We start from the raw sequence: 23,723 nt of genomic DNA, 5'->3' as shown, positions 1-23,723 counted from the left end.
TGAAGAGGACTGTAGAAAGAAAAAAGTTTGATACAGTCTTGGACGCATGGTAACGGTGTGGCAAAGGTCTGAGATTCTTCGTTTCACTCAGAATGACAGAATTACGTTGCAGTGTGTCCAGGACTATGATATCAGTCTACTTGAGTGGACTTTTACTTTGAGGCAGGGAATGAATTCCCTGCCGGAATTAAGGTTACAAATCCTGCCGGAATTAACGTCATAGCCCGTGACTATTTCCTCTGTTCCCTTCTTTGCAAATCTCGCAATTGCTTCTCTACCTTTTCCGCCATTGGCAAATCCCCCAAAGTTTTAAATCCATCTTTTGCCATTCGCAAATATTTCATAGCTTCCAGATTATTTCTCATCGCTGAATGAACTTGCCCCAATCCGTAGCGAGCGGCGGTCAACTCCTCAATATCGTCAGGTTTCGCCGTATTAATCGCCTTGGAATAGTAGACTTCAGCCTGGGGAACCAGTTGTAGCTTTTCCAAATACAGATCGCCCAACGTGCGATAAATTGGCGGTGTTTCCACGCCTGTTTCTTGTAAATTTTCTAAAATTTCTCTTGCTTCGGCAATCAAGTTTGTGTTAAGATAAACGCTAGAAATTGCTAATTTTTTAGCGTTTTCGTCCGCTACTTGTTTGTCGATCGCCCCAACCGCATCCTTAACAGCATCAACTTGCTTTTCATCCAGCAACCCAAACTCTGTATCTCCTTCTCCCACGGCACTTTCTGAAGAAACGCCCGTATTGGCCTCGACAATTAATCGGTATCTAACACCCGGTTTCAGCGCCGGTTCCCCCGGATACACAGCCTCAGTACCGCTAACAGTCATTTCCCAGTTTAATTTCGCTCCATTTTCGCGGAGGCTCAACTTATAGCTAGTCGCACCAGCAACCGGATTCCACCGCAAAATAGGCTTGCTGTCGAGCAATTTTGTGCGCCGCGGACTGATAATATAAGGAATTGGCGCGCTATTCCAGCTAATTTTATCGTCGCCGCGATCGGGACATTTAATCAAGTCCTCGCTGCAATCAGATTTCGACTCTTGTTTGGCTAACAAACAGCTATTCAATTGATTTTCACCCGGTGCGATCGACTTTATTCCCAAATCTGCACATTGCAGCATAACTTGTCCGTTTTGTGCTGTTCGCAATTTGTCTCCCGGATAAATCGGCGTACCGCTAGCAGGGCGGACAATTAGCCCGTTTTGGCGCTCGATCGCAACTTCTCCGCTAGTATGGATAATCAGTCCGTTGGATATTCTGTTACTGGCTGCTAGTGCGGTAGTTGCGATCGAACTTAATGCTATAAAAACTGCAATCCTGGTTTTCATTTGATATTTCCTTTTGCTTGTAAACGTTGCTGGGCAATCTGGATACATTCATCTTGTTTCGGCACGCGGTAATCTGAATATTTAAGCGCCTGCTTCCAGGCTTCTAAGGCTGCTTGCGACTTACCTTTAATTTCGAGAACCTCTGCTAAAAGACATTGAGCTTCCGGGCTGTCGCCTCTGAATCCGATTGCTATTCTTAAATCTGCTTCAGCAGCGTCATATTGCTTTTGTTTAAACCGCGCCCAGCCCCGATTTTTAAAACAAGCGGATTTTACTCCGTCGTGTTGAGTGTTTGCCAAACAAAGAGCGATCGCTTTTAAAGCTTCTTCGTGTTTATTATCGAGCAGGAGCGATCGCGATCTTTGAGCGTAAGCATCAGGAAGTCCCCGCCACACTGCGTTTTGCATGGCGTTAGACGCACATTCATCCTCATTTAATTGATCGCACAATATAGATAAATTATAATAAGGCTGTGCATAATTTAGGTTAATTAAAGTTGCTAATCTGTAGTATGCTTTAGCGATTAAAGGTTTATTATGACGGTGGTTTTCCATGCCAATTTGATTGGCAACTGGGGCAAGTATCGGGCCCATTAACATATAACTGCTAGCGGTAATAGCTAAACCGATTCCGAAGCGCCGCATCAAATTAGATATAAAAATAGAGATAAAAGAAAACGATGTCCAGCGGTCAAAAAAGGTAAAAAGCCTCAAAAAAGACAGACTACTGCTTAAATTAGCATAGTTATTTATAATTGATGGATTTTGCTTCGCGCTATGCGGTCGCGAAGTATACTTCCTTGTACCCAAAATCCAAGGTAAAGTCAATCCCTCAAAAGTCGGCTGCTGACACAGCACCGGTATCGCGCTAGCGCCGGGAAAGTCAGACTCCCATCGGCGCAAATCATCCTTAGCTTTTCGCACTGCTAAAAACAAAGGATCTTCTTCGCCTAAATATCTGAACAAAGACTTGACAAAATAGTGAGCGATCGCATCTGGTATGGGCGCGCGCATCACGATAGTTGACGGTAAAGGCAGACCTCCAGCCACTAAATCTGCTGCCAATCCCAGGCTGGAACACGAATTTAAAATTAGCAACTCCAAGCCTTTAAAAATCGATTTTTCCAAGCCCTTTTTTAAATAGTCTACTGTTACAGTATTGTCGATATCCGTCTGATTGATGTGCAGCCACCCGTGGGTAGCATTCCTGTTGCTGTGTCCCCCGTAATATAAAATTTGCCAGTTTTTTTCATCCTCAAGATGCGCGCGCAACTCTTCAGGTTTTGGATGTCCGAGAAATTTTAACTTCTTACAGCGATCGCCCACCGACTTTTTGATACTTTTCTTATCTTTTTTAATATCAATTCCCTGGCTGTTACCCCACACGCATAAAATTCTACCTCTGGAAGACAGAGGAATTCCTGCTGAGGTGGCCTTTTTGGGAAATTTTCTATACTGGGACGTACTTTGAATTATTTCAGAATTGCTGTAATATTCGCGAAATTTCCACGCATCCCAAGGCAACTCCCAAATATCCGCATCCTTACTTTCTATAAATACTTCAAATGATGCAGAGCTGCCGCCGCTTTCGCGAAGCTCTTTTCTCAGATTTCGCTCAATTCCCGTGTAAAAATCCTCACTAGCCAGCCATCGGCTCATGGCTTCATTCAAACCTCGATATATAGCACCAGGGTTGTCTTCAGAAATATTTGTTATTCCTGTTTGCTTGATTTTAATCCCAGAAGCGGTTCGGGTAGATATCACCGCACCGCAAATAATTTTCCACCTTGCGTGCAGCTTCTCAACTTCGGGTGCTGGCGGCAAACTTCCTTCAAATTTATAAACTGTTATTCCGCTTTGTTTAATCTCCGCTACGATGTGAGGAAAGCCGTCTTTTAAACTGCCGAACCCTAAAGCCAAGATAATTCTTAAGCTCATAAATTAGATACGGGTAAAGTTAATAACAAAATCATACCACAAAAGTTTCTGTGATGCTTAAATCATCTAAAGTTACTCGAATACTAAAGCTCTCGTCTGGATCTACGTGAAAATCGTTCAGCAAAATGCACAAGTTCTGAACCGTTGATTCTACCTCGTGTAGATTTTCTCCGGTGTCGGATATTAACGACAGTTTAATATTGACTGGCAGGTAAGGTTCTCCGATCGCCGGATGGAGTTGGACGTGAACTCTGAGAGTGCGATCGTCCTCTTCAGCAATAGCAACCAACAAAGCAACACTCGTCCTTCCGAAACGCATTCCCAAGTCAATCAACTTAGCCCGCGTCACATCAGCTTCGGGAAACCTATTGATGCTGCTTTGACGCCCCTGCAAGGCAGATTCTCTTCTCAAATTTCCACCTCCTCGCAATGCAAAATTGGGGTTTTCTTCAGGAAAAATTAGGTTTTCTAAATTGTCTTTACCTTGCTCAATTTTCTGCCAACCTTTTTCGGCAATATTTTTCAACCAATTGCCTAAATTAGTTTTAACCGGATTTTCAATTTCCACAGGGGAAGTCGAAGGCAGCAGATTGAAGATTGATTCAACAGACTCCCAATTAGATGTAAATACATTCTCCAACCACTGACGCAGATTGACTTGAGATTCAGATATATGTTCGAGGTGGATCAAGAAGTCATCCAGGGAATGCAACTCGCTCAATACTAATTCCCCCGTCCCCGCAGTTGGGGAAAATCCCAGCAATCTTGCTTCCTTTTCATCCTCATCAATATCTACTACCAGATAACCGATGCGTTCCTCCCTTGCTTCCGGGGGAACGTGACAAGTATCCGATAGGTTTTGCGGCGAATCGATGCGATTATTTTTTTCATATTTAGGCAAATTTATTAACGGACGGCATTCAATTTTTCCTAAAGTTTTGATATATAAATCAGCCACATTTTCCAACAAGCGAACAACTGGATTCCAGCTATCGCAGTTAGTTAAATCAGTTTCAATACCTAAAAGTGTCAAGTAATCGCGGACGACCAACACAGCCAAAGTGTTGAGATAAACTTGTTCTTTTTTGTGCGGATGGCGCTGTTCGGAAGCAAATTGCCGTGCTGAACGAATTGCCTTTTGGGTAATTGGCATTGGCAAGGATTGGTTTCCGATACTGCTACTCTGTGCCAATGATTGGTTTTCGATGCTGTTACTCTGTGTCATTGTTAACTCCTTTGATGATTAAGATTCGTAATTTTCGCGAAATGTTTGCAAGTGAGGGCGACATTGAACTCGGTGAAAGGCATACAGGGTAGAATACGAGCAGGAAAGTTCTGCTGCTAATACAGTGAAACTTTTGCCCGCTGATAAGCCTTTTAATACAACTTGACAAGTTATATCGGGCCGCCCTCTAACGTGTTTGCTCAACACCCGATCGGGATCGGTATCAATCCAGGCTTGAAGTTCTGTAAAAAGCTGAGCTGTTTCGAGAAGGTGAGTGCGATCGCGATCGGGTAAGTCTTCGATTTTTTCGATTTGTTTTCCATCTTTGAAGATTTTTTTGCTACTGGATATCCTGTTATTTTCTCTATCTACCTTCAAAGCCCAATTTTGCAGCCGCCGCTTGAAATAATAATTGAACCAAGTAATGACATTGCCGCGAGTGCGATCGTACTGAGTTCCAGTGCGGGATTCGCACAAATTGCTAGAGAAAAAATCCCACTGTTCTTGCAAAGCATCTTCATAGTAAGGTAGATTTTCCTTCCAGATCAGGCCCGAGTTTTTCATCTTAGTCAGAAGCTGGTGCAACAAACGGCTGCGCTTCAAACCGGGCGGATGCTGGCAAATTTCGCTAACAAGCCGATCGAGCTCTTGATATAGAAGTTGTCTGTGGGATAATTTCGATTCTCCCTCACCCTCAACAGCATCGGTTTGGTTCTCGGATGGGTGGTCTTCCCCCTCGGAGGGGATGTACTCATCATTCATAGTTCAGTGCGGCCGCAACTTTGTTCCTACATTTACTTATCAGAGTAAGTTGGAGGAATTTATGCGAAATTCTGAAAGTTTTTTGCAGCGGATGCTTGAAAGTCTTGCTGTGCGGTGGATTTGGCTGTGAAATTAAATGTAAATTTTTGTTAGGACTTACGCATCAAAACCAAAGAAACCGGGTTTTTGCGATTTATGCGGTTTGTAACGAAGTATTCTGCGAAAAACCCGGTTTCTGACCACCCGTGCGTAACACCGATCGCCCTTAAATCCCGAAAACACCCGTTGTTCCGTACTTTCACCAGTGTTTGCAAAACTTGATCGACAAAACTTGAGAGTTCTGCATAAAACTACTGAGCTCACCCCGATAAGTAAATAGGAACAACAAAAACGCTTGAGGGGCGATCGATCTTTGGTGTTCACAACCAGATCGATCGCGCAATCGGGCTATCTCGTAATTCCGCAGTCCGGCAGGGGTTGAAACCCCTGCCTCAAAGCGAAAGTCGTCTGAAGACGACTGAAGAATTTACCAGTCCTCTTTCAGAGGACTTTGGCTATGAGGCGGGGAATTCATTCCCCGCCGGATTGTGGGGAAGCGCGTGATTCGATCGCCCTGAAATCCCGAAAACACCCGTTGTTCCGTACTTTCACCAGTGTTTGCAAAACTTTATCAAAAAAAACTTGAGAGTTTTGCATAAAACCACTGAGTTCACCCTGATAGATATACAGAAGGGAAATTACGAAGTTCGATCGCACTTGTTGAGAGTTATTCAAAAGTCGCATCGCCCGTAACTTCCCGATCGAATTCCGAACCAAATTCCCAACGGATAGGGGAAAGGGGTTCTTCGGATGTTGGTTTAATCTATTTCCACGGTTGCATTTATTGAGTTGATTTGAACCGGTAATTGCGACAACTGAGTTGAAGTGCGATCGCACTTCGCGAGGCTTCAGTTTGGGTAAATGACGGATCTACGACAGCTAGAGAGTGCAGAAGTGCAGAAGTGCGATCGGGCTTGTCGATAGAGTCGCTTTGTCAATTTTCAGAACACATTGTATCTACCACGCGAGGACAAAAATCATGGCTACTAATTCTAACTTTAATTTTGATCCTGTTTGGAAAGAACTCCTTGAAACTTCTGACAAGACTCGTGTTGTTTTTATTAATGGAATCTTTGTCGATGCAGGTGGATTCGAGGGTCAGTCACAAGCTATTCAAAAAGCTGTTAAGCTTCTTTCTGAAAATGGTGATTCTTCTTTAAATCTTCTCCAAGACTACAAAGGGTCTACTCAGTATTCTCCACAGCATAATGACTCTGTAATCGATGATTTGCCTAAAAGCATTGCCATTTTTCTAGGCAATATTGTTGGGGAAATTTTTGAGAAGCTGTTACTAGGTTCTACCCTTGTTGAATTAATAGATACACTTGGTGACACGATTAATTTAGTTTGGCAATTTGCTCAAAATCCAAGTCCGAGCATTTTCAGCGACGATCAATTTACAGCGGACTTAACCAACTTCATTATAAGTCAACTACCAATCGTAGGTGACATCCAAACAATTATTGATGCACTGCCTGATAACTTTGATTTAAAAGAAGCTTTGCGACAATATTGGTTCCAATCTCCAAGCATGAGTGAGAGTATCAATGACTTATGGATACCAGGAGGAAATGGTGCAAGTGCATGGCTAAATGATCCTAATCATTCCTTGATTATGATAGGACATTCTCAAGGAAATTTCTTTCTTGAGGATGGCATCATTACTTTGGGAAGTCAACTGAACCAATCCAATAGTAAAGTTATTACTCTTGGTTCACCAACAGCCTATGCTACTGCTGGTCTTTCCCTTATTTCAGGAGAAAACTATCTCAACAATTCTAGCTTGGGAGACGGTCTCAATGTCAGAAACTCAAATGATTTAGTAACTAAGTTACAACTCTCATCTAGCGAAATCTCAAATCCTATAGCTAAAGTCCTACACATCATAGAAGCAGGAAAAACAGGATTTCAGCAATTGGTTCAGCATGGAAACCCCATATACGATCACGATCTTAACGGAGATCCAGATATCGCTTATGTCTGGAAATGGCGGAATCAAATTCAAAACTACTTCAAGAATTCTTTTTATCATGTCAATTCAACTGGTTACTACTTTCCAGATAGTAACCAATCCCTGCGACCCGGCACAGAAAATGATGACTGGATTAAAGGAGATGGCGACATTCAAGGAGGAGAACGCAACGATGTTCTACAAGGTGGAAATGGCAGCGACAACTTAACAGGCGGTTCTGGCTTCGACTTTTTAGATGGTGGTGGAGAAACTGATACTGCTAGTTACTCCGGCAGTCCAATTGGAATTAAAGTTTGGGCAGACAAAGTTGGTAATTCCGATGTTTACAAAGTTGAAGATGGCTTTGTTGTCAAAGGTGAAAAAACTGTAGACACTCTTGGAAATATCGAAATCATCAGCGGCTCAAATTTTGCCGATGAAATGACTGGCGGTGACTACAGCGATATCTTCTACGGTCAAGGCGGAAACGACATTTTTTGGGGACAAAAAGGAGACGATACATTCTACGGTGGCACTGGTAATGACAAAGCTTACGGCGGCGATGACAATGACGACCTCCGAGGTGATGAAGGCAGCGACGATTTAAGAGGAGAAAATGGCAACGACTCTCTCTACGGCGGTCAAGATAACGACTTCCTCTACGGTGGCGATGGTGAAGACGAACTTCGTGGCGAACAAGGTGCGGATGACCTCCGAGGAGAAAACGGCAACGACTCTCTCTACGGTGGCACCGAAAATGATTCCTTATACGGAGGCAAAGGTGAAGACAAACTTTATGGCGAAGAAGGAGACGATGACTTAAAAGGAGAAGAAAACAACGATTCTCTTTACGGCGGAACTGGCAAAGATACCCTCAATGGCGGCACTGGAAATGACCATTTACGAGGCGAACAAGGCGATGATTTGTTACAAGGAGAAGCCGGAAACGACTCTTTATACGGTGGCGATGACCAAGACCAACTTTACGGTGGATTAAATGCCGATTTACTCTACGGCGAAGCTGGTAGCGACAAACTTTACGGTGAAGATGGCGACGACATCCTCGACGGTGGCAGCCAAAACGATATCCTTCTCGGAGGCAGTGGCGATGACAAACTCTACGGCCGCGCAGACAACGACATCATCCAAGGCAACACGGGCGAAGACTACGCCGAAGGTGGCAGCGGCCGCGACTTCATCCAAGGCAACGAAGGCAACGACATCCTCTACGGACAAGACGGCAGCGACACCGTAGAAGGCAACGCCGACGACGATTTCATCGATGGCGGCAGCGGCCAAGACTCGCTTCTGGGCAATACCGGAGATGACAGAATTTACGGACAAGCCGGCAACGATGTCATCCAAGGCAACGAAAATAATGACTGGCTGGAAGGCGGCGACGGCCAAGACATTATTGATGGGGGAACTGACGATGATGATATTTACGGACAAGCAGGGGAAGACAACCTTTTCGGCAGTCAAGGCCAAGACTATATCGATGGTGGCGACGCCAAAGATACCCTGTTTGGTGGCTTTGATGACGACGTACTTTTAGGCCAAGCAGGCGATGACACTCTCAACGGCAACGCTGGCAATGACGAATTATTTGGCGGTACTGGCAATGACTCGTTAATCGGAGAAATCGGCGATGATTTAATTGATGGGGGAGAAGGAGTCGATCTCGTTAATTACATCAATTCTCCCAGTGGGGTTATCGTTAATATTGACGAAAATAGCGACTACGACAACAACACCAATCAACGCTTCAAAGAATTCGTCACCGCAGTTAATCCCAAGGAATACTACACCGAACTCGAACGGGATTTTGAAATTGCCGCTGGTACTGGTAAAGACGGTTTTGGCACTATCGATGCTTTGAAAAACTTAGAAGATATCATCGGTACTCGCTTTGAAGACATCTTAATTGGCAACGAAAAAGATAACCGAATTTGGGCATTAGAAGGCAACGATTTATTAATTGGCAATGCCGGCAATGACTCATTTTACGGCGGAGAAGGCATCGACATTCTCAGCTACCGCCGCGACCCGAACGGCGTTACTGTGAATTTACAAACAGGCGATGCTACCGACGGTTGGGGAGACCAAGACAAAATTGCCGGCATTGAAAACGTCGCCGGTTCTCGGCATGACGATAATATTACCGGCGACGATACCGTTAACGTTATCACTGGCGATGCTGGGCGCGATCGCATCTACGGACTCGGTGGCGACGACAAACTCTACGGCGAATTCGGCAACGACCTAATCTACGGCGGCGAAGGCGGCGACAGCATCTACGGCAATCAAGACAGAGACACTCTTTACGGTGAAGCCGGTCAAGACTACATCCGAGGTGGGGATGCCGACGACTTAATCTACGCCGGTAGCGATGACGACACCGTTGCCGGAGACGCTGGTTACGGCAACGACACAATTTTTGGCGAAACAGGCAAAGACTTACTCTACGGCGGCGCTGGCGACGACAACATCTACGGCGGCGCAGACAAAGACACCATCTACGGCGAAGGCGAAAACGACAAACTCTACGGAGAAGGCGACACCGACTTAATCTACGGCGGCACCGGCGACGACGAACTCTCCGGCGGCGACGAACAAGACACCCTCATCGGTGAAGCCGGCAACGACACTCTCGCAGGCGATGCAGGCGACGACACCCTAGACGCCGGAACTGGCAACGACCAACTCTACGGTGGCACCGGCAAAGACACCCTAAATGCCGGCCTCGGCAACGACCAACTCTACGGCGGCGACGATGCCGACATCCTCCTAGGCAAAGAAGGCGACGACAACCTCTACGGCGAAGCGGGCGACGACAGCCTCGATGCAGCCGAAGGCAACGACAACCTCTACGGTGGCGACGGCAAAGATATTCTCGATGCCGGAATCGGCAACGACCAACTTTGGGGAGGTCAAGACGACGATACTTTATCCGCCCAAGCTGGCGACGACAAACTGTTTGGCGAAGCGGGCAACGACTCACTCAACGCAGCCGAAGGAAACGACAGTCTCTACGGCGGCGACGGCAAAGACTTTCTCAATGCCGGAGTTGGCAATGACTACCTCTGGGGTGGTCAAGACGACGATACTTTATCCGCCCAAGCTGGCGATGACTACCTGTTTGGGGAAAACGGCGATGACATCCTCGATGCAGCAGAAGGCAACGATTCCCTCTACGGTGGCGACGGCAAAGACTTTCTCAATGCCGGAAGTGACAACGATTATCTGTGGGGAGGTCAAGATGATGACACTTTATCCGCCCAAGCTGGCGATGACTACCTGTTTGGGGAAAACGGCGATGACATCCTCGATGCAGCAGAAGGCAACGATTCCCTCTACGGTGGCGACGGCAAAGACTTTCTCAATGCCGGAAGTGACAACGATTATCTGTGGGGAGGTCAAGATGATGACACTTTATCCGCCCAAGCTGGCGATGACTACCTGTTTGGCGAAGCGGGCAATGACATCCTCGATGCTGGCGAAGGCAACGACAGCCTCTACGGTGGCGATAACAAAGATACGCTGTTGGGTCAAGCTGGCAACGACTTATTGCAAGGCGGTTTCGGCGACGACTCACTTTTAGCAGGCGACGGCAACGATACCCTTCTCGGTCAAGCTGACAGCGACACTCTCTACGGCTTCGGTGGCGATGACATCCTCGAAGGCAACTCAGGAACAGACCGACTTTTCGGGGAACTCGGCAACGATTCCCTCGACGGCGGTACGGAAAATGACACCCTCGAAGGCGGCGACGGTAACGACATTCTCGACGGTGGTGATAATAACGACAGTTTGTTAGGACAAGTCGGTGATGATACGGTTATCGGCAACCGCGGCGATGACATTGTTGACGGCGGTACGGGCAACGATTTGCTTCAGGGGAATCAAGGGCGCGATCGAATTTACGGTCAATCCGGCCTCGATACCCTGTTCGGCGGCGACGATAGCGACACTCTGTGGGGAGGAGACGACGCTGACCACTTGCTGGGAGAATCCGGCAGGGATACCCTGTTCGGCGGTTTCGGCAACGACCAACTCGACGGCGGCGAAAATAGCGACAGTCTCTACGGGGAAGGTGGCGATGATACCCTAGCTGGCGGAACAGGCGACGATTTTGTAGATGGCGGTACCGAAAACGACACCCTCTCCGGCAATGACGGCAGTGACAAATTATACGGCCGCCAAGGCAACGACTTGTTAGAAGGCAATGCCGATAACGACCAACTGTGGGGTGGCGATAACGACGATACGCTGTTAGGACAAACCGGAGACGACCAACTGTGGGGGGAATCGGGCAATGACAGCCTTGATGGTGGCGAAGGGGCCGATCGACTTTTCGGTCAAATCGGCAAAGATACCCTCTCCGGTAACATTGGCGACGACTACTTAGAAGGTGGCGCAGACGATGATAGCTTAACTGGCGGCGCAGGGCGCGATCGCATTTTCGGAAACGACGGCAACGACTTCGCCGACGGCAACAGCGGCGACGACTACATCGACGGCGGGGCGAACAACGATACTTTAGCAGGGGGAGAAGGGGGCGATCGCATCTTCGGTCAAGCTGGCAACGACAGCCTCGAAGGCAACGACGACAACGACTTCCTCGATGCTGGGACAGGCAGCGACACCCTGTGGGGCAACGACGGCGACGACGAACTCTACGGCCGAGAAGACCTCGATTTCATCGACGGCGGCCGCGGCAGCGACCAAATCTACGGCGGAGATGCAGCCGACACCCTCCTCGGACAAGTCGGCAACGACAACATCGACGGCGGTTCCGGGGCAGACTCGATTTTGGGTAGCGACGGCAACGACAACATTTGGGCACAAGCCGGCAACGACTCGATTTACGGTGGCGCTGGCAACGACAACATTTGGGGCAACGAAGACGACGACCTGATTTTGGGAGAAGCAGGCGAAGACAAAATCGACGGCGGTTCCGGCTACGACAGCATCGACGGCGGCGCCGGCAACGACCAACTGTTCGGCGGTACGGGCAACGACCAATTATTAGGAGGCGCGGGCAACGACAAAATTGACGGCAGCATCGACGACGACAAACTCTTCGGAGGTAGTGGCAACGACTTGATGTTTGGCAGTCAAGGGCAAGACACGATGTTGGGCGAAGTCGGCGAAGACACTCTCTACGGCGGCGACGAAATTGACCTGATGGACGGCGGCGCGAGTAACGACTTGGTTGTCGGCGACTCCGGCGACGACATCCTCACAGGCGATTCCGGCGACGACACCCTCGCAGGCGGCAGCGGCAACGACTTGATGGGAGGAGGTAACGGCGATGACTTGCTGTTCGGCGAATGCGAGGACGACACCATGCTGGGAGGTGCCGGTAACGACACCCTCGACGGCGGTTGCGGCAACGACTTGCTAACCGGGGAAGCCGGCAGCGACAACCTCTTGGGCAACGAAGGCGACGACAGTCTCGACGGCGGCAGCAGCAACGATACCCTCGATGGCGGTAATGGCAACGACTTCTTAAATGGTGACAGCGGCAACGACAGCCTGAACGGCAACGATGGCGATGACAGTCTCTACGGCGGCGAAGGAAACAACGTGCTCAAAGGCGGCAACGGCCAAGATTCGCTGATTGGAGGTAGCAGTTCCGACATATTTGTGCTATCACCAAGTTCGGGACTTGATAACATTTTCTACTTCCAGGCCGATCGCGATTACTTCGGACTCGCACAAGACCTCACTTATGACCAATTGCAAATCGTTCAAGGCGGCGAAAATTATACTAACGATGCCTTGATTAGCATCGCCAGCACCGGCGAACATTTAGCTTGGGTGAAAGATACTCAATTTAGTGCGATCGACAGTTCTCGGTTTATCCCCATCACTCCCGGAGACCCGCTGCCTGGAGTTTTCAATACTCCTTCCCCTGTCGATTCTTTAACTGGCGAACCAGTTGATAGTGAGGATGATGAGTTGATTGATAACAGTTCTACCGCTGGCTTATCAAACACGACTGCAACAGTAATGAGTCAGCCAAACAGCACGACTACTGCATCAATTAGCCAGTCAAACAGCACGACTACTGCATCAATTAGCCAGTCAAACAGCACGACTACTGCACCAGCAGCCATAAGTTTCGCACCGCTAACAACAGCTACTAATCCAGGTAGTTTGACAGTAACTTCTGTCACAACTACTACCGATGACATCTTGCTGAATGGCGGTTCAATTCCAACGATGAACAGCTTTAGCGGCATTGATGATGACATTCTCATCTACGACTCTAACAGCTTGTTAACATCTCTAACCAGCGCTCAAACTCAGCCAAGTCTACCTTTGCAAGCCGCGAGTGTTGGTAGTGCGATCGATCTTACTGCTAAGCCTTCTGGTAATGAAGCTAACCTTTTAGTTAGTGCGAATCCGAGTCCGATTCAGCTACCAAAAAGTAGCGATTTAATTGGCACTTCTACGTTGAAGTAATTGTAGAGTTGGTTGAGGGCGATCGACACATAAAAACCCGGCTTCTTGAAGAAACCGGGTTTTTTGCAGTACCTTCACAAACCTGCATCAGTTGTGCCTCACGATTAACCTCCGGGTTAAGTCCACACAGGTAATTTTTGCGGTCTAACGTTCCGCTTCACCCGCCGTAAACGACCTCTCGAACTCAACGAAGAGACTGTAAACGGTCGGGTGCAAGCGGATTGTTATATTGCAGCATACACGTTGCACTTTGTGACTAACTTTTAAGAAGAGATTTCCTGTGATTGTGATTCTGGTAAACTATTGTGTTTTTCTCGATGGATCTTGTACGCTGTTTTCAAAACTTCAATTGGAATCCCAACCCAAGGATTGAAAGCCTTCGCTGCTTCTACACCTCCTGAAAATAAGACTTGAAGAACATTCATCCAACTTGCCCACTTTTCAGGTTCATTAACTCTGACATCTTCAAATTCAGCATCAATGATATCGACGTACTCATCGTCTGAGACAGAAGCATTATTCTGCCTCAAGTTCTCAAGAGACTTTTTAATATCATCTAATGCTTGAACAAATTTTGGATCTTGAGCATATTCGTTGTAGGTGTAGTTTAGTTCTTTGACTTTTCCTCCTGTGGTTACAGGGCCATGAATCGGAGCGTTAAAATTATACTGGTTGCTGGGCTTTGAAGAATCTGACATCTGATCTAACTTCCCATCTAGTTTATTCATGAATTCCAACAAGAGTTTAGCATTATCATTATCTTGACAACTTTGATGTTCAGATTTATTTAAGTATCTTGCAAAGTCAGAGTCTTCATCTTGTTTGAGATATTTTTGAATTTCAGAATAAAAATTTCTTACTGACTTAGGATAGCCAAAGCATTTTTTTGAATTTCGGACTAAAGAACAAGCCAAAAAGTATTCATGAAAAACTTTGAATACAAAAGTAACTCTTTCTCGTGAGCTTCTGTAGTGAGATCGCGACAAATTTGCTTGAGACGTAAGTGCCGAGTTTAATAGGATATCTATGAGGGAAGCTGATTTAATATTAAATATTTCTAATATTCTATTTTCAATATCTGAAAATTCGAGATATTCTTTAAGCTCATAGCCCTCATCAATTTCCGCTATCATCTTACTGGCTACATATTCCATCAATCTGAGCATTTTATCGATGTAGTATTCAAATTCATGAACTTCTTTTTTCACCATAAAAGATCGAGATTTAACCATTAAATCTCTGCGAATCTTACTTCTCACCCAATGATGTATAAGAGAGATTCTGTTTGATTCTCGAATTCCAGAAATAATGACTTCCTCAAGAATAAACTGTAAAAATAATGGATTACATGGAAGATGATTGTATAATAAGTAATAATCTCCGTTTACAAGAATACATCGAAATTGCGAAATTCTCTCTAACTCTTCCTGTGTAAGATTTTCTGTATCATTTAAGATGTCATCTACAAGCTGAACGACTTGATCAATTTGCCATCCTGACAATTCCAACAAACGAGAATTTTTGCGATGATGCGATGGCTGAGGAGAATTTACAAGTGACTGACTAAACCTCTCAAATGAAGCTTTAAAATGAGAAGTTCTTGTTGTTAAAATTACAGGGCAATCAAAATCCTCTAACCTTGAACTGAGTCGTTCTAGCCCTCCAGCATTAGGATCACTATAAAATCTATTCTCATCTAACCCATCAAATATCAATGCATGATCTTCTGAATGCTCTAGGATATTAGCAAGAGTTGAACCTGAAAATTTTAGAATAATTTCTTTGTCTTCATCACTAAAGTAATCATCTAATAAGCCTAGTACGTTAACTATTTGGTTAAGTAGAATACTTGTTCCTTTCTGAAGATCATAAAATTCAAATAATTCACAAGGAACAAATAAAACAGTTTTTCCTTTTTGAGTTGCAGCTTGCAATGCGGTGGTTGTTTTTCCGGTTCCAGGTTCACCATGCAGAAGTGTCCATCTTATCTTGCAGGAACTACTCAGTACCACCTCATGTGCAGTAGTATCCTTGCTAAGAAGATTTTTAGGGGTTCCTAAATTTGGTAGGTCAAAGCTTCTAAATTGTATTTGGCTCTCAAAGAGAGGTACACCAGGAATGTAGTATTTGCTAAATCGCAAACGAGACTGGATGTCACATTTAATTTCTTCTGATTTCTTCCTAACGCTTTCTTCAAGAATATTCTCTAATCGCTGACTGACTTCTTTAATAAAAACTGAACGATCGAGAAGCCTCACTTCTCTTGCTCTATGTAGATCAAGAAGTCTCTGAAGACAATCGTTCACTAAATTATTAAACTCATTAAACTGCTGTCCGCCGAAGCCAGACAAACCGTTATGGATTACGTAGTATCTCTCACAACAAAAACCTAATTGTATAAATTGATTAATTTGCTCTTCAACTAGCTTTGCCTGCTCAATGCCAAGAGTTAAATTGTCAAATCCTTGACATTGAATTGCATATGGAGTTATATCACTATCACTCCAAACAGTTAAATGTGTTCCAGAAATATTATTAGATTGCAAATTAGGGTGAAACAACCTAATTAATGGGCTAATTTCAGCTATAAAATCTTCTCCTTTTAACTTTGAGAGACGTTTGCTTCCCCACTCTTTCCAAACAGTTCTTCCACTCGCAGGCATATTAACTCCGGCTAATTTAACAAAAAACTTATCTCAAACTACGGCAATCAGCCCTGAAAATTTCATTTTTAAGTTAGCAATATAACTTATAATTGTACCGCAGATGCGGTACAATTAAATTTCTAGTTGGCTTATCTCGCATATCTGCGGTTTAAACTCCGAACATTCTCAACAGCTTGTTGTCTACCTTAACTCAAAGAATTCACCATCCCGATCGCCCTGCTAGTGAGAAAAAGTGACACGATCTTGTAAACTTACATAAATTACCTCGATTGATTTAAGCTTTGAGATTTGAGATTTTGGAATTAACCTCACCGATCGCCAAATTATCACATAATTTCATCAAAAATTACCTCCTCTGAAAAATTTTATTGCTCGAATGGCTCTACCAGAATTGCCTCTAAAATATAACGTGTAAGGATCGTATATCTAGGGCTGTCGATCGAAAATAATTTCCTCATATAATTGCTCGATCGGCAAACTTAGATTGATACTTTGAAACTCAACCCGATCGCCCTCCCGATAGCTCAAAATCACCCATTCACCAGCATCATTTTTATGATAAATATCGACCGCCATTTCATCCGAACTGACTAAAACATAATCAACTAGATTTGGATTGCGGCGATACTTCTCAAACTTCTTGCCTCGATCGTAAGCTTCGGTGCTATCCGATAAAACCTCCACAATTAAGCAGGGATAGGTAATATAAAGAGGATGCTCCCTATCTCGATCGTCACAAGTCACGCTTAGATCGGGATAGGTATAGTTGGGTGTATTGAGAATGTTAATCTTTAAATCTGAATTAAAGACAGTGCATCGACCGCCCCGCAGATGAGAGCGAATTAACAACAAGAAATTAATTGCGATCGCACTATGATTTTTAGTGCCACCACTCATCGCATAAACTCGACCATCGATTAGCTCGTGCTTTTCCAGTTGTTGATCCTCCCAACTAAAATACTCTTCAGGTGTAAAGTGCCGATCGTTATCTCGTGCTGCTATCATCACAATACTCCATTAATCAAAAGTTAATAATACCAACTCACAACTCGATAAAAAGTGACACTATCTGGTAAACTTACGTAAGTTACCTCGATTTGAGCTTGGAGATGTGAGATTTACGATCCTCTTTCATTTTCCGAGCAATTGTCGAACTTGTGCCAAGCCAACATCGCCTGGAATGGATTGGACTGTGCTACTATCAATCTCGGCAATGCGGTCTTGAGCTTTCTGTACGCCCTCGTTCAAAACATCTCGATCTGTTCTGTCATGCTTTCTAGGATCTTGTCGAGGAGGATAGCCTTGGCGGTATCGGGTAGGGCAGTTGCTTCGGAAATAAGCTGGTCTAGGGTTAGCATTGGATGATTTTGCTCCGAGGAAACGATCTGAATTCTCGATCGTCTAGATTAGCGTGAGACATAAAGCACCATCCATCACCGACGTGTTTTAGAACAAACGGACTTTTATTTTACACCAATCCATCACGCCACCAAGAGAAGCTGCTACGTTGTAAGCAATGCGAATTCCAAATAATCGAGCAGTTGGATGTCTTTCATTGACACTATTTGATGCGTGCAAGCCATTTTTGTCAATTTCGCAATCACCAGTCTCAATATCGATGATTACCATCTTACCAATATTGTCTCATGAGTGCCCAGAAACCGAGTTTTTTGCGAATAGTGGTAGGGTGCGTCAGTTGCGAAATTATGAATCATCACCAAAAATATAATTCTGACGCACCTTGAGTTTTGTGTGGTGCGTCAGCTATTAGATTTTTAGTTTCAACCGAAAATAATCATAGCTGACACACCCTACTAATAACTTTTGTGGAACGGGCATCTTGCCCGTTTCTGAAAAATGTAAAATGTTGTTACAAGTAACTTGACACCAGTGACTAAATCCATTTCCCACTGACTATAATTGGGTAAAAAATAAATTTGTAGGGGAAATTCCATGCAAAAACTAACTCGAATTTTATTCACTACAGCTTTAACCCTCAGTATTTTGTGTTCCCCCACAGCAGCTTTCGCCAAAGCCAAAATTCAGATAGCCATCCTTTTAGATTCTAGTAATAGCATGGATGGATTGATTGACCAGACTCGTACTCAACTTTGGCAAATTGTTAATTTTTTAACCAAAGTAACCAAAGATGGCGAAGTGCCAGAGTTAGAAGTTGCCCTTTACCATTATGGTAATGACACTTTACCTTCTTCGGAAGGTTTTGTCAGATTATTAACTGGATTTACGCCGGAATTAGATTTAGTTTCCGAAAAGCTATTTAGTATCAAAACCAACGGCGGTCAAGAATATGCTGGCTGGGTAATTCGTTCGGCAATGCAAGAATTAAACTGGAGTAAAAATCCGGCAGATTTTCGCGTGATTTTTATTGCGGGTAATGAACCCTTCGATCAAGGCCCAATAGTTTGGAATCAATCAGTCAATCTAGCTGTCAAAGGAGATACCCTCGTTAATACAATCTACTGTGGTTCAGCCGAAAGTCAGGAGCGACAACTTTGGGCATCAGGAGCCGAGTTAGCAAAAGGCAGTAGCTTCAACATTAATCAAAACCAACAAATTGCGGTAATTAAGTCTCCTTACGACGACGAAATTTCTACTTGGAATACTAAACTAAATCAAACCTACCTTCCCTACGGTAGAGAAGGAAGAGTAGGACAACAACGTCAAGCTGTTGAAGATAGTAATGCTGGCACAAGTTTTGCTTCGCGTAGTGCCTCCAAAGCTTCTGAATACTATGATAATGCTTCTTGGGACTTGCTGGATGCCCTCGAAAACGGAACAGTTAAACTAGAGGCAATATCAGATGATAATTTACCAGAAATCATGCGAGGGATGACACTAGCAGAAAAAAGAGCATATGTAGCTGGAAAGAAAACCGAAAGAGAGGCGATTAAAAAAACGATCCGCGACTTATCTCAAAAGCGTGCAGCATATATTGAACAACAGCGCCAATCTAGTACCAATAGCGGTGAAAATACTCTCGATCGCGTAATAATTCAAAGTCTCCGCCAGCAATTAGCCGCTAAAGGATTCAAGCTTAATTAAAAAAACGCAGACGAAATTTCATCTGCGTTCATCTGTGTTTATCTACGGTTAAAAAATCAGGAATTATGCAAGTGTCAGAATTAGTAAGGTACTCTACTATCCCAAGCCCTCGATAATCCGTCGATCGTGAAAGTAGTAGAGCACCCTACAAGTGATTGTCTTGATGCCCATTGCATAAGTGCTGTTGAAAAAACCGGGTTTTTATTATGGGTTGTTTTCAAGCGCAAGTGATTCTCCGATTAGACTGTAAATTTCTCTGAGTTGCTCAGAGTCCAAATCTTTAATTAGCGCCTCTCCAGCTCTCTTGGAATTATGCCGAGGAATCTTTAGATATGAAGAGGTATTTAGGCTAGTAGATGGAACTTTTTCTAACCAATTTTTCACCTGTTTCCGCCCCCGATCGGTGATTTGGTAATAACCACGTTTATTACCGGATAATGGTTCAATCCATCCCAAGTCTAGCCACCATTTCCTCCAACGGTGTGCGTTACTTAAACAAGTCCGCAATACTCGTTTAATCTTAACTGCATTTATAGGCTGCTGGTCTGGACAAGCTTGAACCAGCTTAGAAAATTTTTCCAAATATTTTGACGAACTTCCCTGCTCTTGAAATTGATCTTCTTCAGGCTCAAAGGTCTTTGCATTAGGTGATGCTAGTTCCTGAATAATTTTGTCAATATATGACGGCTCGTAACCCAAACCAAATGGTGGTTTAGCCTTGCAGAGTTCCTCATAAGTCTTGAATGGCTGTCCACGATCGTCAACAAGCTGATGATAGCCAGAGAATTGCTTCATCAGATCGCGCCATGCTTTCAACTGTTGAGCATTGAATGCAGCATCATGTAAGGCTGATTGCAGTTCCAGCCTTACAGCGATCGCCCAAGGGCGCGAGCCCGGAGGTGCATTCAGTTCGCCTGCATTGCCCAGAGTTTCTATGTGAGCTTTCAATCGTTCATTGGATATTTGCTTTGTAGCCATGCCCACACCCGCCTCAATTCTTCAAGTGCCATTGCTTTGCGTGACTTGCGAAATTCTTTGACAATTTCCCCATTAATGGTTTTGAACTCCATACCATTCTTGGCTGTATAGCGACGGACATAATTTTCAATTTGGTCTCGTATAATGGACAGCTCTTCACTTGGGGTTAACGATTCTTGCTTTGATGAGTCTGCATAAACTTCAGTGCTAATTCGCCGTGTATTATACGACTCCATAAAACGTTTCAGATTTATAGTGCTGCCACTAATTCCAAACTCCTGTGCGGTTGATTGAAGTATAGCGGTTTCAGCATAATCAACAGTTTCCCCGTTACTTAAATCAGATGCTCTTGAGCGTGTCAAACTTGAATTTAATGCGATAATACTATTATATCCCTGTTCTTTGTTTTTAGCATCATTCTCCCCATTACCACCCTTGCCATTGTCACGCCTGTTTAATTCTCTTTCCCTCAGAATAGGCTCTTGTTCGGCCATGATTTTTTGTACGCAATCCCCGGCTAATTGGTCATCCGGAAGATAAATCAATCCTGTTTTTTTCAAACTTCCAGCTTCTCGATCGACCCTCGCAGCCCTTGCCCATGATTGTTCCAGCCAAGGCTTACTTCTGATATTAGTTAAACAGGCAACATGGGTAATTGCCGGAACATCAAGCCCTTCATACGCCATTGCCACTGTTACTAAAGCATCAACTGCTTTTGCATCGCCGTAATTGTAGTGTTTCTTAAATCTTTTAATTGCTGTTTGCGCTTCTTTCGATTCATCACTTGTGGCTCTTAAGGCTTTTATTCCTAACTTTTGCAGCCACCCCAAATATTGATTAGCTGTTGCTATTGATGGCGCGAGTACCAATAGCTTAGCTCTATGATTATCTTTTTTATGTGACTTCCAATTATCAACACACTTTGTGAGTAACTGCTCGGCGTATCCGGTACTAAGCGCTGTGCGAAGTGCTATGCCCCTATAGTCTCCAGCCTCTGCTAGGCTTTCCACTGAATTTTTCTGCCCTTTTTCGTCTATCCATTCAGCCTGTCCATCACCCCATTCAAAATGGAGAGGAACAATAGCGCCCTCTCTGAGTGCTTGTCCTCGCGTATATTCAATAACTACAGTACCTTTACTACTTAATATATCTGGAGTAAGACCGCTAGGAGTTGCTTTATAGGGCATAAAAGCAATTGGCTGCCGATCTCCACGCTCACCGGTTCCTGTTACTAAGATGACTAATACAGCACGATCTACCAATGGCTGCAACGCTCCATGCCATGCTCCATCTTGCTCAACATGATGAAACTCATCCAGCACTAGAATATAACGCTTGCGTCGAAGTTCTTGAGCATGAAGATCGGGACTTGCTATAATAGCCTGGTATGTAGCTACATAGCCATTCATTCCCTTGCATGGATTAGGCTCATTATTATTTGCCATAATTCTATGCTGATGCCCTAGCAGATTTCTGAAATACCAATCTTCAAAATTTTCTTCTGCTTGCTTTTGGAGATTTAGTCGGGGAACAACCCAACAGATTGCATCAGCTATGGTTCCATGAAAGCTGTTGCCCGAATTACGATTTGGAATTAAGTTTGCAGCAGCAATTACTGGGATAAGACTCTTACCGCCTCCAGGCGTAACCAGCATGAGAATTTTTTTAATTTGTTCGCCTGCCTTTATGCGTTTACAGATTTGTAAAAATTCATCTTGATGTCTTCTTAAATTAAGAGGTTCTTTAGGAGATTGTGAAGAAAAAAGGTCTAATTGGATTGCATCTGTCATGTTTCTGTTCTCCTCAGCAGTTTTTTGATGATGACATTTGGGACATAATGCCTGCATTTCGTGGACATTGGTTCTGTGAGTTTCTGCCCATCGCTCAATGTGGTCTGCGTGCCAGTCTGAAGGCAAATCGCATCTGCAATGCTGGCACTTGCCGTTGGCGGCATACCAAAGGGCAGCGCGTAGCCGTTTCGATCGAAGGAAGCGACTCTGATTCTGCATCTGAAAGAGCTATAAGGCTTACGCAGCAAGTAAAAAGATCTACTGTAGAAATTTTATCTATTTTTGAAGTTTTAGTCAACATAAAGATTTTATGAGCTAGCTGTCTTTACTTGTGTGAAGAGGATGACCACGAAGCCGACAGCGACATCTTGCTGGAAGAATCCGGTAGCGATACCTGGTTCGGCGTTTCGGGCAACAACATTTCTGAATGCGGTGGGGTTGCTGTTTTTTGGCTATGTAGGTATGATAACGTATATCGCGCAAACGCGCAATACGTAGTCAAGTCGCCACGTAGTAAACCGCCCCCTCGCCAGATGCGAGAATACAGGTATGCGCGTATGAGAGACATGGCTAAAAAAATTCCACCTGAAATGGCTGAACTAAGCGTTTACGTAGATAAAAGGCTAAAGCTACGATTCAAACTAGCTTGCACAGCTCAAGAAAAGCCAATGAGCGAAGTCATCGGTTTACTGATGAAGCAATGGCTAGAGACAGCAGAAACCCCGCCCGATCCTAAAACTAAAGCGGGGCAAAACGTTCAAGACTGAGGAGACATTAAGTAAATGACCTCTAGCGCAGACAGATTCCCGAGGGACAAATGTTGAGAGACGCAGACAACCCAGAAAAGTCTTGGGAAGACTTGGAAGCCGAACTCGCTGAACACCCGGACAGACCTTTTTATGCTCGGAGTGATGCAGAAGCTGCTAAGCGATGCGAACAGCAGAACCGCGAAGCAACAAGACACCCCGACGCAACCGGAAGAACCTATTACACCTGTGATGAGAAAAAAAGGAAAAACCGATGACCGAATATCAATTAACACCCGCAAAGTACCACCACGTACAAGTAGTTGTTTCCCTGAACCGCGTTCACTTAGACAGCTATAAAAACCCTGATGAAGCATTGACAAAACTGCTAGAACTTGGTTACACTCCTGAATTGCGTTATCAATGGAATCCAGAGCGAAACGAATTTGATTTATACGCCCTAATTCACGACCTGCCGTTAGATGAATCGCTAATGACCGATGAAAAATGTCAGGAGTTTTTCAAGCATTTCAAACACAGCCAAATATATTCGATCGGGTGCGGTAACGCTGACCCCGATTGGCTATTTGCTTGGGGTTTTGATGACCCACGCCGTCACGCCCAGCCCGAAGAAATTGAACCTTTAGCAGCAGCTAAAGCATTAGCTTAATTAAAAGAACGCAGACAAAATTTCATCT

General features: G+C 44.7%; 14 protein-coding genes. 5 read left to right on the top strand and 9 right to left on the bottom strand.

All coding sequences use genetic code 11. The annotated features are described in order from the left end of the window. Positions 1–230 precede the first annotated feature (230 nt). From QUA99_RS05675 to QUA99_RS05660, 4 genes are read right to left on the bottom strand one after another with little or no spacing between them, the layout of a single operon-like run. Positions 231–1,337, bottom strand: a complete 1,107-nt coding sequence (locus tag QUA99_RS05675; RefSeq protein WP_333237391.1) for a hypothetical protein — start codon at positions 1,335–1,337, stop codon at positions 231–233. Further along, on the bottom strand, positions 1,334–3,274 hold the full coding sequence (locus QUA99_RS05670; protein ID WP_333237393.1) for a CHAT domain-containing protein: 1,941 nt from the start codon (positions 3,272–3,274) through the stop codon (positions 1,334–1,336). Before QUA99_RS05670 ends, QUA99_RS05675 begins: the two co-directional genes overlap by 4 nt. 31 nt (positions 3,275–3,305) lie before the next feature. After that, positions 3,306–4,499 carry a DUF1822 family protein gene (locus QUA99_RS05665; RefSeq protein WP_333237395.1) on the bottom strand — a complete coding sequence of 398 codons (1,194 nt, stop codon included), beginning with the start codon at positions 4,497–4,499 and terminating at the stop codon, positions 3,306–3,308. An 18-nt stretch (positions 4,500–4,517) separates the two neighbouring features. Beyond that, positions 4,518–5,261 carry a hypothetical protein gene (locus QUA99_RS05660; protein ID WP_333237397.1) on the bottom strand — a complete coding sequence of 248 codons (744 nt, stop codon included), beginning with the start codon at positions 5,259–5,261 and terminating at the stop codon, positions 4,518–4,520. 1,078 nt (positions 5,262–6,339) lie between these two features. Here QUA99_RS05660 and QUA99_RS05655 point away from each other — a divergent pair. Beyond that, positions 6,340–13,782: a hypothetical protein gene (locus tag QUA99_RS05655; RefSeq protein ID WP_333460313.1), complete on the top strand. Its 7,443-nt coding sequence runs from the start codon at positions 6,340–6,342 to the stop codon at positions 13,780–13,782. Between the two features lie 263 nt (positions 13,783–14,045). Here QUA99_RS05655 and QUA99_RS05650 read toward each other — a convergent pair whose 3' ends face one another. The 3 genes from QUA99_RS05650 to QUA99_RS05640 form a co-directional block, all read right to left on the bottom strand. After that, on the bottom strand, positions 14,046–16,445 hold the full coding sequence (locus QUA99_RS05650) for a hypothetical protein (RefSeq protein ID WP_333237404.1): 2,400 nt from the start codon (positions 16,443–16,445) through the stop codon (positions 14,046–14,048). A gap of 429 nt (positions 16,446–16,874) precedes the next feature. Continuing rightward, positions 16,875–17,453, bottom strand: a complete 579-nt coding sequence (locus QUA99_RS05645) for a Uma2 family endonuclease (RefSeq protein ID WP_333237406.1) — start codon at positions 17,451–17,453, stop codon at positions 16,875–16,877. A 441-nt stretch (positions 17,454–17,894) separates the two neighbouring features. Further along, on the bottom strand, positions 17,895–18,077 hold the full coding sequence (locus QUA99_RS05640) for a hypothetical protein (RefSeq protein WP_333237408.1): 183 nt from the start codon (positions 18,075–18,077) through the stop codon (positions 17,895–17,897). A gap of 324 nt (positions 18,078–18,401) precedes the next feature. On the opposite strand from QUA99_RS05640, the gene QUA99_RS05635 reads away from it, so the two are divergent. Beyond that, positions 18,402–19,511 carry a hypothetical protein gene (locus QUA99_RS05635; protein ID WP_333237410.1) on the top strand — a complete coding sequence of 370 codons (1,110 nt, stop codon included), beginning with the start codon at positions 18,402–18,404 and terminating at the stop codon, positions 19,509–19,511. Between the two features lie 204 nt (positions 19,512–19,715). Here the strand turns inward: QUA99_RS05635 and QUA99_RS05630 are convergent, their stop codons facing one another. Continuing rightward, positions 19,716–20,489, bottom strand: a complete 774-nt coding sequence (locus QUA99_RS05630) for a hypothetical protein (protein WP_333237411.1) — start codon at positions 20,487–20,489, stop codon at positions 19,716–19,718. Continuing rightward, complete coding sequence (locus tag QUA99_RS05625) at positions 20,456–22,279, bottom strand: DEAD/DEAH box helicase family protein (protein ID WP_333237413.1); 1,824 nt, start codon at positions 22,277–22,279, stop codon at positions 20,456–20,458. Before QUA99_RS05625 ends, QUA99_RS05630 begins: the two co-directional genes overlap by 34 nt. 590 nt (positions 22,280–22,869) lie before the next feature. On the opposite strand from QUA99_RS05625, the gene QUA99_RS05620 reads away from it, so the two are divergent. From QUA99_RS05620 to QUA99_RS05610, 3 genes are read left to right on the top strand one after another with little or no spacing between them, the layout of a single operon-like run. After that, positions 22,870–23,046: a hypothetical protein gene (locus QUA99_RS05620; RefSeq protein ID WP_333343121.1), complete on the top strand. Its 177-nt coding sequence runs from the start codon at positions 22,870–22,872 to the stop codon at positions 23,044–23,046. A 50-nt stretch (positions 23,047–23,096) separates the two neighbouring features. Further along, on the top strand, positions 23,097–23,303 hold the full coding sequence (locus QUA99_RS05615; protein ID WP_190663068.1) for a hypothetical protein: 207 nt from the start codon (positions 23,097–23,099) through the stop codon (positions 23,301–23,303). Further along, positions 23,300–23,695, top strand: a complete 396-nt coding sequence (locus tag QUA99_RS05610; protein WP_333237417.1) for a hypothetical protein — start codon at positions 23,300–23,302, stop codon at positions 23,693–23,695. The genes QUA99_RS05615 and QUA99_RS05610 overlap by 4 nt, the downstream gene beginning before the upstream one ends. Positions 23,696–23,723 lie beyond the last annotated feature (28 nt).

The organism is Microcoleus sp. F10-B2 (assembly GCF_036704965.1).
Lineage (GTDB): Bacteria > Cyanobacteriota > Cyanobacteriia > Cyanobacteriales > Microcoleaceae > Microcoleus.
This window is presented reverse-complemented; position numbering and strand designations above follow the sequence as displayed.

Excerpts from the sequence above, each read along its gene's own strand:
- QUA99_RS05675 (WP_333237391.1), bottom strand. The coding sequence starts at position 1,337 with ATGAAAACCAGGATTGCAGTTTTTATAGCATTAAGTTCGATCGCAACT.
- QUA99_RS05670 (WP_333237393.1), bottom strand. The coding sequence starts at position 3,274 with ATGAGCTTAAGAATTATCTTGGCTTTAGGGTTCGGCAGTTTAAAAGAC.
- QUA99_RS05665 (WP_333237395.1), bottom strand. The coding sequence starts at position 4,499 with ATGACACAGAGTAACAGCATCGAAAACCAATCATTGGCACAGAGTAGC.
- QUA99_RS05660 (WP_333237397.1), bottom strand. The coding sequence starts at position 5,261 with ATGAATGATGAGTACATCCCCTCCGAGGGGGAAGACCACCCATCCGAG.
- QUA99_RS05655 (WP_333460313.1), top strand. The coding sequence starts at position 6,340 with ATGGCTACTAATTCTAACTTTAATTTTGATCCTGTTTGGAAAGAACTC.
- QUA99_RS05650 (WP_333237404.1), bottom strand. The coding sequence starts at position 16,445 with ATGCCTGCGAGTGGAAGAACTGTTTGGAAAGAGTGGGGAAGCAAACGT.
- QUA99_RS05645 (WP_333237406.1), bottom strand. The coding sequence starts at position 17,453 with ATGATAGCAGCACGAGATAACGATCGGCACTTTACACCTGAAGAGTAT.
- QUA99_RS05640 (WP_333237408.1), bottom strand. The coding sequence starts at position 18,077 with ATGGTAATCATCGATATTGAGACTGGTGATTGCGAAATTGACAAAAAT.
- QUA99_RS05635 (WP_333237410.1), top strand. The coding sequence starts at position 18,402 with ATGCAAAAACTAACTCGAATTTTATTCACTACAGCTTTAACCCTCAGT.
- QUA99_RS05630 (WP_333237411.1), bottom strand. The coding sequence starts at position 20,489 with ATGGCTACAAAGCAAATATCCAATGAACGATTGAAAGCTCACATAGAA.
- QUA99_RS05625 (WP_333237413.1), bottom strand. The coding sequence starts at position 22,279 with ATGACAGATGCAATCCAATTAGACCTTTTTTCTTCACAATCTCCTAAA.
- QUA99_RS05620 (WP_333343121.1), top strand. The coding sequence starts at position 22,870 with ATGGCTGAACTAAGCGTTTACGTAGATAAAAGGCTAAAGCTACGATTC.
- QUA99_RS05615 (WP_190663068.1), top strand. The coding sequence starts at position 23,097 with ATGTTGAGAGACGCAGACAACCCAGAAAAGTCTTGGGAAGACTTGGAA.
- QUA99_RS05610 (WP_333237417.1), top strand. The coding sequence starts at position 23,300 with ATGACCGAATATCAATTAACACCCGCAAAGTACCACCACGTACAAGTA.